Origin of the sequence: Peribacillus sp. FSL K6-5616 (assembly GCF_038008245.1) — a bacterium.
Taxonomy (GTDB): domain Bacteria; phylum Bacillota; class Bacilli; order Bacillales; family DSM-1321; genus Peribacillus; species Peribacillus frigoritolerans.
On record NZ_JBBOYT010000001.1, the window covers coordinates 1,838,899 to 1,853,572 of the forward strand.

General features: G+C 41.0%; 11 protein-coding genes. 10 read left to right on the plus strand and 1 reads right to left on the minus strand.

From position 1 onward, the window contains the following. Positions 1 to 10: 10 nt before the first annotated feature. The 8 genes from MHB45_RS08795 to MHB45_RS08830 all read left to right on the plus strand — a co-directional run bounded on the left by MHB45_RS08795 (position 11) and on the right by MHB45_RS08830 (position 10,223). Complete coding sequence (locus tag MHB45_RS08795; protein WP_048678560.1) at positions 11 to 868, plus strand: MurR/RpiR family transcriptional regulator; 858 nt, start codon at positions 11 to 13, stop codon at positions 866 to 868. Between the two features lie 32 nt (positions 869 to 900). Beyond that, a complete protein-coding gene (locus MHB45_RS08800) occupies positions 901 to 2,271 on the plus strand; it encodes a PTS transporter subunit EIIC (RefSeq protein ID WP_048678557.1) in 1,371 nt (456 codons plus the stop codon). Then, positions 2,268 to 3,278 (plus strand): MupG family TIM beta-alpha barrel fold protein, encoded by a 1,011-nt coding sequence (locus tag MHB45_RS08805; RefSeq protein ID WP_072272915.1) that lies wholly within the window; start codon positions 2,268 to 2,270, stop codon positions 3,276 to 3,278. Before MHB45_RS08800 ends, MHB45_RS08805 begins: the two co-directional genes overlap by 4 nt. 201 nt (positions 3,279 to 3,479) lie before the next feature. Continuing rightward, complete coding sequence (locus MHB45_RS08810; RefSeq protein ID WP_081088592.1) at positions 3,480 to 5,420, plus strand: glycoside hydrolase family 3 protein; 1,941 nt, start codon at positions 3,480 to 3,482, stop codon at positions 5,418 to 5,420. A 46-nt stretch (positions 5,421 to 5,466) separates the two neighbouring features. Further along, entirely contained in the window at positions 5,467 to 6,672 is a 1,206-nt protein-coding gene (locus tag MHB45_RS08815) for an exo-beta-N-acetylmuramidase NamZ family protein (RefSeq protein ID WP_235443566.1), read from the plus strand. A 189-nt stretch (positions 6,673 to 6,861) separates the two neighbouring features. Continuing rightward, the gene (nagE, locus tag MHB45_RS08820) at positions 6,862 to 8,337 is read left to right on the plus strand and encodes an N-acetylglucosamine-specific PTS transporter subunit IIBC (protein WP_072272916.1); all 1,476 of its coding nucleotides are present in this window, start codon (positions 6,862 to 6,864) and stop codon (positions 8,335 to 8,337) included. 368 nt (positions 8,338 to 8,705) lie between these two features. Further along, the gene (locus MHB45_RS08825; RefSeq protein WP_063593369.1) at positions 8,706 to 9,134 is read left to right on the plus strand and encodes a DUF1801 domain-containing protein; all 429 of its coding nucleotides are present in this window, start codon (positions 8,706 to 8,708) and stop codon (positions 9,132 to 9,134) included. A gap of 45 nt (positions 9,135 to 9,179) precedes the next feature. Next, positions 9,180 to 10,223 carry an oxidoreductase gene (locus tag MHB45_RS08830; RefSeq protein WP_340907677.1) on the plus strand — a complete coding sequence of 348 codons (1,044 nt, stop codon included), beginning with the start codon at positions 9,180 to 9,182 and terminating at the stop codon, positions 10,221 to 10,223. A gap of 712 nt (positions 10,224 to 10,935) precedes the next feature. On the opposite strand, the gene MHB45_RS08835 is transcribed toward MHB45_RS08830, so the two are convergent. Next, positions 10,936 to 12,123, minus strand: coding sequence for an MFS transporter (locus MHB45_RS08835; RefSeq protein WP_072272917.1), 1,188 nt, complete (start codon positions 12,121 to 12,123; stop codon positions 10,936 to 10,938). A 121-nt stretch (positions 12,124 to 12,244) separates the two neighbouring features. On the opposite strand from MHB45_RS08835, the gene MHB45_RS08840 reads away from it, so the two are divergent. Continuing rightward, the gene (locus tag MHB45_RS08840) at positions 12,245 to 12,691 is read left to right on the plus strand and encodes a MarR family winged helix-turn-helix transcriptional regulator (protein ID WP_048678868.1); all 447 of its coding nucleotides are present in this window, start codon (positions 12,245 to 12,247) and stop codon (positions 12,689 to 12,691) included. A gap of 310 nt (positions 12,692 to 13,001) precedes the next feature. Beyond that, positions 13,002 to 14,591, plus strand: a complete 1,590-nt coding sequence (locus MHB45_RS08845) for a long-chain-fatty-acid--CoA ligase (RefSeq protein ID WP_072272918.1) — start codon at positions 13,002 to 13,004, stop codon at positions 14,589 to 14,591. The last annotated feature ends 83 nt before the right edge of the window (positions 14,592 to 14,674 follow it).

A 14,674-nucleotide genomic window follows, 5' to 3' on the forward strand; every position in this document is an offset into this window, starting at 1 on the left:
GAGGGAAGCAATGGCTACAGGAGGATTATCCATCATACAGACGATGTTGAGCAAGCTGCCGCAATCAGAACAAAAACTAGCGGAATATATTCTACAGAATCCTCATGAAGTTGTGAACAGCACTGTACAGGAATTAAGTACGTCTGCCCAAACAAGCGGGGCTGCTGTTATTAGGTTGTGTAAATCGCTTGGAATAAAAGGATTTCAAGATCTGAAAATAAGGATTGCTGGAGATTTGATGAAGACGGTTGAACAGGGCTACCGGGATATCGAGCCTTCTGAATCACTGTACCGGATTGTGGAAAAAACAACGAGTAATTCGATTCAGACCATCCGGGACACATCTGAAATAATCGATCATGATAATCTCAAACATGCCATAACGCTGATGCTGAATGCAAAAACCGTCCACTTTTGCGGTGTGGGTGCTTCGAATATAGTTGCTGCGGATGCTCAGCAAAAATTACTTCGCATCAATAAAGGAGCAACGGCTTTTACAGATATGCATTTAGTTGCAACCCTGATTGCAAATGCTGATGAGAATGACATCGTTTTTGCCATTTCATTCTCTGGGGAAACACCTGAAGTTGTCAATATATTGAAGCTGGCAAAGGAACGTGGGGTCAAGACAATCGGGCTGACTCATTATGGCCAAACAGCGGTATCTTCTTTGTGTGATGCCACTTTGTTTACATCCTATTCGAATGAAGCACCATTTCGAAGTGCAGCAACATCCTCACGATTGGCGCAATTATATATGATTGACATTTTGTTTTTGGGGATGGCTTCAGAGCAATATGAAGAAACTGTCCAATATATTGATAATACCAGGACTGCCATTAAATCGATGACAGATCGATATAAATGATTAATGCGAGATTTGACAAAGGGGGCTTATGAATGGGTAAGGGGGATAAGTACGCCAGTTTAGCAGAAGAGTTATTGGGGAAATTAGGTGGGGCATCTAATGTTGCCGATGCTGTACATTGTATGACCAGACTGAGGGTATTGCCAATCGATCGATCGAAAGTAAAAATGGAAGATATAAAAAATACGGAAGGCGTTTTTGGCGTCATTGAAGAGGAAACGATACAAATCGTCCTCGGGCCAGGTGTGGTGAACAAGGTTCATACAGAATTTGAAAAGCTTCTGGAGGAAGCTTCGGGAGATTTGAACTTAAAAGAAGTAGCCTCGAAGAATAAATCAGAGATTGATAGGAAAAACGCAAAACCGTTTAAACTTTTTTTACGCAGGATTGCAAGTATTTTCATCCCTTTAATTCCCGCCTTAGTGGCATCTGGTTTGATTACCGGTATTACAAAGGCAATCGTTCAAGCGGGCTGGCTTGCAGCAGAATCACAATTAGCCATCATTTTAACCGTTATCGGATCCGGTCTGTTTGCCTACTTGGGGATTTTGGTTGGGACCAATGCTGCAAAAGAATACGGCGGATCACCTGCACTTGGTGCCCTTGCTGGTATCTTGGTCATAAACCCGGCCGTCGGCGACATTTCATTGTTCGGTGAAAATTTGCTCCCTGGCCGCGGTGGATTGATAGGAGTACTCTTTGCAGCTATTTTCATAGCCTTGGTGGAAAAACAGGTCAGGAAATTCATTCCTCAATCACTGGATATCATTTTGACGCCAACCATCGCTTTACTCATTACCGGGATTGTCACTTACATTGTATTTATGCCGGTAGGAGGGTTTTTATCGGATGCCATTACGAATGGGTTATTGAATGTATTGGATTTCGGTGGTGTTGTAGCTGGATTCGTGCTTGGGGCGGCCTTCCTCCCTCTCGTCATTACTGGTTTACATCAAGGTTTAACGCCTGTCCATCTGGAATTGATAAATTCGATTGGTGATGATCCACTGCTCCCCATTTTGGCGATGGGTGGCGCGGGTCAAGTGGGAGCGGCATTTGCCATCTATATGAAAACGAAGAAAGCAAGTTTGAAGAGAGCTATCGGAGGAGGCCTTCCTTCAGGAATGCTAGGTATTGGTGAACCCCTTATATTTGGAGTGACCCTGCCATTGGGCCGGCCCTTCTTAACTGCATGTTTAGGTGCAGGAGTAGGCGGAGCATTCCAAGCTCAATTCGGGATCGCCACGTCTTCCATCGGTGTGTCCGGACTGCCGCTTACCTTTCTAGTTCATCCAAACCAAATCGCCCTGTTCCTTGCTGGGTTGTTCATTTCCTATATAGCAGGGTTTATTTTTACGTATCTGTTCGGATTTAAAGATGAAATGGCGGTTGAATTTAAGTGATCGGAATTTCTTTTTATCTACAGGACCCGCATGCAGAAACACAAATTATACATGCTGCTAACCTAGGAGTGAAGAGAGCATTTACCTCGCTCCATATTCCTGAAGAAAAGGGAGACCTCGTGAAGAGGATGATCAGGCTTTTAAAGCTTGCAGAGGACTATGGAATGGAAATCCATGCAGATGTCTCGTTAAATACGCTTGATCATTTGGGGATTAACAAATTTACGGATTTATGGCCATTAGGTATTAAAGGGATTCGCCTTGATGATGGGTTCGATAAAGAAACGGTCATATCTTTATCTAAGGTGTTTTCACTCTCACTAAATGCAAGTACGTTGAATGAAGAGGAACTTTTAGCCGTGCTTGGGGGCGGAGTGGAACCGGAAAGTCTGATAGCTTGGCACAACTTTTATCCAAGGCCTGAAACGGGCCTTGAAGAAGAGTTCTTTCATGAACAAAATGGAATGTTCAAGAAATACGGCATACCGATCTTTGCTTTCATCCCGGGTGCAGGAAGTAAACGCGGTCCTCTTCATGAGGGTCTTCCAACGCTTGAAAAACACAGGTTGATGAATCCTTACGCCGCCGGAATTGAGCTGATCCAGCATGTGGAAGAAGTTTACGTTGGTGATCAAGGAACGGAGGGTAATTTGCTTGAGAATCTAACCGTATATAAAAATCTGAACATTCTAACTATTAGAGTGAAATCCCGACTTTTGCAAAGCGGTCAGTATAAATTGAGGCCAGATGTTTCTCAAGATGTTTTCCGGCTGCAGAATACCCGGGTCACCGCAAATGTTGAGCCGAGTAATACAGCTGCACGAAGCCTTGGATCCATAACGATGGACAATGATGCTTATGGAAGGTATCGGGGAGAGGTTCAAATTTGCAAAAGAGACCTAGGGGCAGACCACCGAGTCAACGTTATAGGAAGAGTTATAGAAGAAGATATTCCCTTGCTGTCCCTTCTAAAGCCTGGTCAAACAATAAAACTTATAATTGAGTAAACAATTGGACTCAAAGAATCCAGGGATAAATGGATACATTTCATGAAGGCTTTTTAAAGAGGCGGCTGCTGGGATTCCCGATGCTGCCTTGATTTCTTTATAGGATCTATATAGTTCATTTCCATTCATTTTTCCCCTTCACGGCAGTGGTTTGGAATTGTTGCTAACAGAACTAAAAAGAATACAAGGGAGGATGCCTGAATGATAAAAAGGATATGTGCCCCAGCTGGAATCGCATTATGTTTGGTTTTATCCATTATGGGAGGGAATGCGACAGCAAAGGGATACGAGAATGAAAAAACGGTTTCTGATATTCAGGAAATCGTAGAAAACATGACAATCGATGAAAAAGTCGGTCAAATGCTCATGCCGGATTTTCGTAATTGGCAAAAACAAGGAGAAACAAAGGCAACCGGGTTTATTGAAATGAACTCGGAAGTTGCAAGCATCATCAAAAAATATCATCTGGGCGGTGTGATTCTGTTTGCTGAGAATGTAGTCGATACCGAACAAACGGTTCGTCTCACGGATGGTTTGCAGATGGCAAGCCCGGACCTTCCGCTGTTCATAACGATTGATCAGGAAGGAGGAATCGTAACTCGTCTTCAAACTGGAACGAACCTTCCTGGTAATATGGCACTTGGTGCAGCCAGAAAAGAGAGTTACGCTTATCAATCTGGAGAAATTATTGGTAAGGAACTGTCGGCACTTGGCATAAATGTCAATTTCGGACCGTCTGTCGATGTCAATAATAATCCCGGAAATCCTGTTATTGGCGTTCGTTCCTTCAGTTCCGATCCGGAACTTGTATCAAAGCTTGGCATTCAGATGATAAAAGGATTGCAAAATCAGAACATGATAGCGACGACCAAGCATTTCCCTGGCCATGGAGATACAGCAGTCGACAGTCATTATGGTCTTCCCCTTGTTTCTCATGATAAAGAGCGTTTGCGCTCCATCGAGCTGCTTCCTTTCCAAAGAGCCATCGATGCTGGAGTTGATATGATGATGACTGCACATGTTCAATTTCCTGCATTCGATGACACTACCTATATCAGTAAAAAAGACGGTCAAGAAATTATGGTTCCTGCAACGCTGTCACAAAAGGTCATCACGGGTCTATTACGTGAAGAAATGGGATTTGACGGTGTTGTGGTTACAGATGCTTTGAATATGAAAGCCATCGCGGACAACTTCGGACAGGAAGAAGCTGTGGTCCTTGCCCTGAAATCTGGTGTTGATATTGCTTTGATGCCGGCACAGGTTAATTCGCTTCAAATGGAAAAGAATATAACCTCTGTATTCAATGCAGTGAAGGCGGCAGTAGCTAGCGGGGAAATTCCTCTAAATCAAGTCAATCATTCTGTAACGAGGATACTTGAACTAAAAGTGAAAAGAGGGATATTAAACCCGGAAGATACTCCTATAGATAAAAAAATCGAAACCGCGCTTCAAGTAGTCGGGAATGAAGATCATTTAAAAAAAGAAAGGAAAATGGCGGAAGATGCCATCACTCTATTGAAAAATGAACACAAAACATTGCCTTTCAAACCTAAGAAAAATGATAAAGTTTTAATTCTTGCTCCTTTTGATGACCAAGTTGAATCCATGTCCAGGAGCATCAGCGAATTAGCTGAAAAAAAGAAAATAAAGAAAGTCCAAATAACGGGTATGAGTTTTTCAGGAAAGTCATTTACAGATCAAGTGGCCAGACTCATTGATGAATCGGATTTTGTCATAACTGGTTCCTATATTGTCAAAAATGATCCGGCTGTCAATGATGGAGTGATAGATGACAGCATTCAAGATTCGTCGAAGTGGGCAACAGCCTTCCCTAGAGCGGTCATGAATCATGCAAAGAAAAAAGACAAAGAATTTGTTTTAATGAGTTTAAGAAACCCTTATGATGTTGCAAACTTTGAAGAAGCGAAGGCGGTTCTTGCTGTTTACGGGTTTAAAGGGTATTCGAATGGGCGTTATAGACAGCCGAATATCCCGGCAGGCATCTCGACTATTTTTGGAGAATCAAGACCTAAAGGCACGTTGCCGGTCGATATACCTTCAGTAACTAAGCCCTCTGAAAGCCTTTATAACTATGGATATGGATTAGACATTAAATCTGGAAGACCCATTAAAAAATAAGGAGAGAAGCAATTTGAAAAGAATGATAATCCTATTTGCCATTTGCATGCTTTCTTTCGGCATCGTTTCCTCAAAAAGTGTAACAGCTGTTAAAGAGAAGAAAAAACAAAAGGTCAGTCCTGGTATTGAAGTTCTTTTAAAAGAAGAAAAGAACGTTTTAAGCGGAAAGAAAGTTGGCTTGATTACGAATCCAACTGGCATCGACTCTAAATTAACCAGCATCGTCGATCTCCTTCATGATGATCCGGATATTAATTTAACGGCTTTATTTGGTCCTGAACATGGAGTGCGTGGAGATGCGCAAGCTGGTGCAAGCGTTGAATATTATATTGATGAAAAAACAGGATTGCCCGTTTATAGTTTATATGGCAAAACGAAAAAACCGACGCCTGAAATGTTAAAGGATGTTGAGGTCCTTGTTTTTGATATCCAGGATGTCGGAACACGCTATTACACTTATATCTACACGATGGCTTATGCAATGGAAGCAGCCAGAGAAAATGATATCCCCTTTATCGTGCTGGACCGGCCGAACCCACAAGGCGGGGAGTCGGTAGATGGGCCGGTCCTTGAACCTGAATTCTCATCGTTTGTTGGGTTGTATCCAATCCCGCTTAAGCATGGGATGACGGTTGGGGAACTCGCGACTTTGTTCAATAAGGAATTTAAAATTGGAGCAGATCTCAAGGTCATCAAGATGAAAGGCTGGAAGCGAGATATGGATTATGACGATACTGGTCTCCCTTTTGTCTTGCCGTCACCGAATATGCCGACAGTTTCCACTACTTTCGTATATCCGGCTACAGGCTTGATCGAGGGAACAAATGTCTCAGAAGGCAGAGGAACGACCAAACCATTCGAGTTGATAGGTGCTCCATATATAAATAGTGATGAGCTTGCTGGGAAATTAAATGCATTAAGGTTACCCGGTGTGAAATTCAGGGCAGCGTCCTTTACACCTACATTTTCAAAACATGCAGGTAGACTTAGCCACGGGGTGGAAATTTATATAACGGATAGAGAAGCGTTCAAGGCTGTCCCAACTGGACTTCACATCATCAAGACCATTCAGGATCTATATCCCGGTGATTTCGAATTCCTTGCAGCCAACAATTTCAATTTATTGATTGGAAATGGCTGGATAATGTCTAGAATTAAAGAAGGTTCAACAGTAAATGAAATCTTGAAAGAATATCAAGTAAAGCAGGATGCCTTTAAAAAGGTTCGCAAAAATTACTTGCTCTATAAATAAGTGAAAAAAGAAAAGTCCGGGTTGGACTTTTCTTTTTTTATGGGCTTTCGAAGGAGGAGTAAATCGCTAAGACTTTATTCCTGAATATAGTCAAATTTATAAATGAAATGAAGTTCTAAAATGGAAGGAACCGTTGTCTAATAGAATATGGGGTTTCCCCTAAATCAGTATTGTCAGGAGGAAAGCGGAATGAAAAAATATCTTCAAAAAATTGGGCGTTCCTTGATGCTGCCAGTAGCCGTATTGCCGGCAGCCGCCATTTTAATGGGGATCGGTTACTGGATAGATCCAGCAGGATGGGGAGCGGGAAGTCCGTTAGCAGCTTTCTTAATCAAAGCAGGTTCTTCGATCATTGACAATATGGCTATCTTGTTTGCCGTTGGAGTGGCGTTGGGGATGTCGAAAGGAAAAGATGGAGCTGCCGCTTTGAGCGGGCTCGTAGCCTATCTAGTCGTAACGACATTGCTTTCCACGGACTCGGTGGCGATGCTGCAAGGAATTGAGGCAAAAGATGTAAATCCAGCATTTGTGAAAATAGAGAATGCATTTGTCGGAATCCTTTCGGGCCTTATAGCGGCAGCTATGTATAATCGGTTCAGTAAGGTCGAGCTGCCTGATGCACTCGCCTTCTTTAGCGGTAAACGCCTAGTCCCGATCCTTACTGCGGTTATCATGTTACTGGTTTCCCTTATATTATTCTTCGTATGGCCACTCATCTACTCCTGGTTAGTTATATTCGGGGAAGGAATAAGTGAATTAGGTGCTGCTGGAGCAGGACTCTATGGATTCTTTAATCGGCTTTTGATACCAACAGGTTTACATCATGCGTTAAACTCCGTATTCTGGTTCGATGTAATAGGACTTAACGATATCGGTAAATTCTGGGCTGGAACAGGAATAAAAGGAACCACAGGCATGTATCAAGCCGGATTCTTTCCCGTGATGATGTTCGGTTTGCCGGCAGCAGCTCTTGCCATGTACCATACGGCAAAATCACGGAAGAAAAAACAAGTGGCCTCATTAATGCTCGCAGCCGGCTTCGCTTCATTTTTCACAGGCGTTACTGAACCTTTGGAATTTGCTTTCATGTTTGTTGCACCAGCCCTATTCGTTGTGCATGCCTTATTAACAGGAATATCGTTGGCTATTGCTGCGACTTTCCAATGGACAGCAGGGTTCGGTTTTAGTGCAGGATTCATTGACTTTGTTTTAAGCTCAAGATTGCCAATGGCAAATGAACCTTATATGCTGCTTCTTCAAGGACTGGCTTTTGCAGTCATCTACTATTTCTTATTCCGATTCTTGATAACTAGGTTCAATTTAATGACTCCCGGCAGAGAAGATGATACAGAAGATGAGCTTGATGGCGGAGGAGCGATTGCGGAAGCAAACAGCGGTCAAGGCGGGAATAATGAGAGCAAATTCTTTGGAATGGCTTCCACTATTTATGAGGGATTAGGCGGAGACGCTAACGTAACATCTGTAGATAACTGTGTTACCCGTTTAAGGGTTGAAGTGGAAAATATGGGAGCTGTCGATCAGAATAAAATCAAATCAGCAGGGGTTGCCGGAATCAATATTGTGGGTCCCCAAAGCATTCAAGTCATCGTAGGGACACAGGTACAATTCATAGCAGATGAAATAGAAAAGATCAGGCGGCAATAGATCTAGTAAAACTGCATTTTGCCTTTTAATGAAAAAATCTACGATCAGAATAATAATTTCTGATCGTAGAGATTATTATGGTAAAGTAATGATTTTTAAAGCGCGAAAGATTTACTTAATAAACTCTGCTCTTAAAATAGAATAAAACGAATCAATGTTCTATAATATATAAGGGTATAATGAAGGATTTGCCATGAAGCTTAGAGAAATAGTAAAGGAGCTCGTCCGTCAATCATTGATACATCGGTGATGAAGGCTGCATACATACATAACAACCTTTAAAACACGATTGAACAGGGTACTAAGATACTGAGCAAGCAATATCTTATGAATTTTTTCTGCCTTTTAATATAAGGGAGGTTCCGGTCATGTATAAACAAAAAACCAAAGAGACGGACAGTAGTGTCATTGAGTTCATCGAAAACGTCGATAATCCGAAAAAACGTGAAGATGCCTACGAATTGTTGAATGTTTTTACCGAAACGACAGGTTATGAGGCAAAGATGTGGGGACCGAGCATAATTGGGTTCGGAACCTATCATTATAAATATGAATCAGGTCACGAAGGCGATGCCCCCCTGGTAGGCTTTTCACCTCGAAAAGCAAAAATCAGTTTATACTTTGCTCCAGGGGATAAAAAAAGAGAAGAATTATTACAGGCATTTGGAAAACACACTTCCGGAAAAGCGTGTGTGTACATCAATAAAGTGGCAGATATCAATATTAATGTATTGAAAGAATTGATTAATCAATCTGTCAAGTTTTTGAGAGATACATACCCGGACAATGAAATATAATAAAATGTTTGTTTAAGAGGAACAAGAAAGCGAGTGGGATTGAAAATGAAAAAAATTAAAGTGGGCATAGTTGGGTACGGATTGTCAGGAGCTACTTTCCACGCGCCATTACTAAGTGTTTTAGAGCAGTTTCAAATAGCGAAAGTTGTGAGCTCCAATAAGGAAAAAGTCCAAAAAGATTTGAAAGATGTGGAAGTGGTAGGCAGCTTAGAGGAAATTCTTGAAGACCCATCCATTGATATGGCTGTTATTACGACACCGAGTGGTTTGCATTATGAAATGGCCAAGCAAAGCTTGTTAGCCGGGAAGCATGTCATCCTCGAAAAGCCGATGGTTGTGGAGGCTTGGGAGGCGGAGGAGCTCATCAAGATTGCTGAAGAAAAGAATCTTCTTTTAAGTGTCTATCATAACCGGAGATGGGATAATGACTTTTTGACCGTGAAAAAACTTATGGATGATGGAGTGCTTGGGGAAATCAATACATACCAAGTCCATTATGATCGATACCGGCCTGTGGTCAGGGATAGATGGAGGGAAAAACCGGGCCCGGGATCAGGCATGCTTTATGATCTAGGATCGCATCTCATCGATCAAGCACTTCATTTGTTTGGATTGCCGCAATTCGTTTCGGCAGATGTATTTTCCCAAAAAGAAAATGCAGAAACGGATGATTATTTCCATGTGATATTAGGATATGAAAAGCTGAGGGTTATCTTGCATTCAGGCTCAATCGTTCCGTATAATGGACCGCGGTATCAGGTGCATGGAAGTAAAGGATCATTTATCAAATACGGTCTTGATTGCCAAGAGGCAGACTTAAGTGATGGAAAAAAACCATTGGATGACTCTTGGGGTGCAGATGATCCCGAATTCTATGGTAAGCTGGTTACGGTTGAAGGAGAAAATGAGATACATGAAACCATTGAAACACTGCATGATTCTTATTTAACGTATTACCAGGCAGTTGCCGATAGTATATTGAACGGGAAAAAAGCTCCAGTCACTGCCCAAGAGGGGTTAGCGGTCATTAAAATCATTGATGCGGCTTTTGAAAGCAGTAAAGGAAAGAAAGCCATTTATATTAAATGAAATTAATTTCCCTTTATAACAAGATGAAATGAGAAAACTGAATGATAAGCGACCTTATTCTAAAAATAAGGTCGCTTTTTATTTTGGTGAGATATAAGCTTCAACTTAAGGAAAGAATGGAGCAAATACTTGTAAATTAGAGAGAGTGTGCATGATTTTGAGCTGTTTATTCGTGAGAATGAAGCAAATATTCAAGAGTTGGGGACGTTACTCGTGAATTTGGAGTAAATACTCGTGAAATTGATGCATTTACTCGTGAGTTTGAGGCATTTACTCGTGAATTGAATATTACGCATGAGTTTTAAGCAATTTCCGCATGAAATGGAAGTGAATATTCGAGAGTTAGAAGCGTTACTCGCAATTTCTGTCATTTACTCGTGAAATTGAGGCATTTACTCGTGAATTTGGAGTAAATACTCGTGAATTCGATGCATTTACTCGTGAATTGAATATTACGCATGAGTTGTAAGCTGTTTACTCGTGAATTCAGAACAAATACTCGTGAGTTTGAGTGTTACACAAAAATATGAGCAGTTTCCGCAAGAAAATGGAGCTAGTTCTCAAGAGATTGAAGTGTTACTCGTTATTAAACTGTTTTGGAGGATTTCAATTAAAAGAAGAATGGATAAAAAAATCCTAATGAAAACCCCCGGATAGCGGATGCTACTCGGGGGTTTCGTTAATGAATAAATTTTGAAATGCCATTTAAGCTCTAAGATAAGGCCTTTGCATGAAGAGATCGCTTTTGCCAAGCCATAGTAATCATTAAAGTAATGAATAAGAGGATAAGGCCCAACATGAACGGATAGGTAATGTGGACATCATACATCATTCCGGCAAGTGTTGGTCCGAGCACATTTCCGATGCTCATATACGCATTATTCATACCCATTGCAAAGCCTTGCTCATTCCCTGCCATCTTGGAAATCAGTGTGTTAAGAACTGGACGTAAGATGGAAGTGGAAAGGAAGATGATAAGTGAAATTAAAAAGAAAATCAGGTAATTTGATGCAAAAAGTGATAGAAGGAAACCGATGGCTGCAACACTGATAAAGATATTCAGCACATTCACTTCCCCGAAACGCTGTACGATCCGGTCGACGACAAACAATTGAACTATTACACTGACGATACCGGTGGCTGTAACCATTACGGCGATGTCCTTTGGAGTTGAATTGAATTGATTATCAAGATAAAGACCAATTACAGATTCATACGCCATTAAGCCAAAGCTCATTACAAGAGTAATGATGAGTGGGATGAAATAGGGCTTTTTCACGGATAAAGCGATCTTCCGAAGCATCGTTTCAGTTTTTGCATCCATGGATTGAGTAACCTGTGCCGTTTCGCTTTCTTTTAAAACAAAAATCGAAAATACGACTGCTGATAGGGATACCAGCGCAGAAATCAAAAAAGGAAACTTCAAGCCAAAGTCAGCTAAAAAACCTCCAATTCCTGGACCGACTACAATTCCCAGGGACATGGCGGCAGATACTAAACTATTGCCTTTAGCGCGTTGATCAAATGTGGTGATATCAGCAACATAAGCAAAAATTGCGGGTATAAGCAAAGCTGCCCCGATTCCGCCAATGATACGTGAAGCATATAATAACCAAATGGAATTGACTGCATAAAAAATAAACATGGATAATGTCAAACCGACCAATCCATAAATAATCAATTTTCTGCGCCCGAATTGGTCAGTCCATTTTCCGGCAATTGGCGAAAAGATAAGTTGTGCACCTGCGAAAATGGCAATCATTAGGCCAGCGGCGGTTCCACCTTGATTAATGGAGGCAAGGTATGCTGGTAAAATGGGAATGATGATGCCGAAACTCCCTATTGCGATAAACATATTGATCATGAGGATAATGATCTTTTTGCGTTGTTCTGCTGACATGGACAGCCTCTCTCTCTCTTTAAAAATCAATAACCAATTTAATTCGCATGGTTAATTTTTTGATACGTTAATTATGTTATAGTTTTAGATAGATAGTGTCAATAAGAAAGGATTGTCAAACATGCATTCAAGTGAATTGTATAATTTACATCTAGAGATCAGGGAATTAAGCAGCCTATCACAGGAATTGGTGGAACCGTTATTGGTTAAATATGATTTAACTACTGTGCAGTATCGCGCATTGCAATTAATAGTCTTGAATGAATCCATAGCTGTTAAAGATGTTTCGAATCATTTGAAAATTAAACCTGCAGCAGGAACTGCACTAATTGATCGGCTTGAACGGAAGAAGTTGATTGAGAGGGTACACAGTGAGGATGATCGGCGGGTCGTTTTTATCCAATCCACCGAAAGTGGAAGGAATACCTATCATTCCATAAATAAGTGTTTTACCAAAACCTTTCGTGACTTTTATAGCGTCCTGAATGAAGAGGAAACGGAACGACTCAAACAAATCGTTGGGAAACTTACCGAACATCTATCGGCATGCATAGATAATAAAATATAATCTTCCTGACGTGTACAGTTTCCATTATAATAGAAAGAAGAAGCACTATATATTATTAAAGCAGTGAATTTCACTGTTTTTTAGGAGGTTAAATTATCAGAATAATTAAAAAATATTTGGATTATTCATCCCCTTGAGTAAAGCGGATAGGTCATTCAAAAATCTTTATATGGAAATCCATTAAAGAAGATATGACGGCTGGAAAATGAATATGTATTAAAAGGATACGAAGTTTTTTTCTCAGGATCCATCATGACGAACCCAGCAGGGTGCTGTATACAGTGAATCTGGAAAGAAGGAGATGGTAAAAATGTTTTCCCCATTAACTCCAATTGATTGGAAGCGCAGGGCCGTAAAATATTATCCCCATAAAGTGGCAGTCATCGATGAAGAGAAAAAGTTTACATATAAGGAATTCGGGCAGCGAACAGATCAACTTTCCAAAGCTTTGTATTCTTCGGGAATTGAAAAAGGTGACCATATTGCAGTTATGTTGCCAAATACGCATTATATGTTGGAATGTTTTTATGGCATTTGTCAAATGGGAGCGGTAATGGTTCCTTTGAATTATAGGCTTGCTGCAGAGGATTTGGAATTTATCATCAAGCATAGCGATTCAAAAATGTTGATAGTCGATGAAGAATTCACCGCTCCGATCGAAAAGATCATTACTAAACTTTCCTTGGAAAAGATCATCATCGTGCCTGTTGAAGGATATGAAACCACTTTACCTGGAATAGATTATGAGAGTTTCATCTTGCATGCAAATGATGATGGACTGCCAGAGGTTAAAATCGATGAAAATCAACTTTTGACTATAAATTACACGAGTGGAACGACTTCAAAACCAAAAGGGGTCATGTTAACTCATCGTGGGAATTACATGAACTCCGCTAACTTCATTTATCACCTAGGAGTGAAGCATGACGATGTATACTTACATACCTTGCCAATGTTCCACGCTAATGGCTGGGGAGGGGTATGGTCGGTAACGGCTACTGGCGGGACTCATGTATGTTTAAGGAAAGTCGATCCCCCTCTTATCCTCAAATTATTCGCCCTTCATAATATTACATTGTTATGTGGAGCGCCTACTGTCGTCAATATGCTGGTAAATGATCCTAAAGCAAAAGAAACAAATATCAAAGTGCGTCCACGGATGGCAACAGCAGGTGCTCCTCCAGCAGCAGCGCTTATTCAAAAGGCACAAGAAATCCTTGGTTTGAATATGATCCACGTATATGGATTAACAGAAACTTCCCCATTCATCCTATATAACGAGTGGAAGGATGAGTTTGAAGCTAAATCGGCGGACGAACAAGCAATAATAAAGGCAAGACAAGGGATTGAATTGGTTTTCAATGGGGAAACGATGGTAGTCAATAAAGAAGGGAAAGAAGTCGCTTGGGATGGAAAGGAACTGGGGGAAATCATTACTCGCGGCAATGTTGTAATGGAAGGATATTATAAGGATCCGGAAAAGACGGCCGAAGCAATTAGGGATGGCTGGTTTCATACCGGGGATCTGGCAGTTACCTATCCTGATGGATATATTGAGATACTAGACAGGGCTAAGGATTTAATCATTTCCGGCGGGGAAAATATTTCTTCAACAGAGGTAGAAGGGGTATTGTATAAACATCCAGATGTTTTGGAGGCTGCGGTCATTGCCATCCCAGACGATAAATGGGGAGAAACGCCTAAGGCAATCATTGTGCTGCATCCCAATGCAAAAGTGACAGAAAATGAGATCATCACCTTTTGCCGCTCAAAAATGGCTCACTTTAAAGCACCGACAAAAGTTGAATTCGTAGAGTCTTTACCGAAAACGGCAACAGGTAAGCTACAAAAATACCGTTTGAGGGAAATCCATTGGAAAGGATCGAAAAAGGTAAATTAAAGGCTTTCATAGGAACGGGATATATATTAAGTGAAAGTCATAAAAAGGAAAATTAAATGGAGTATTACAATTAACAAGACCAA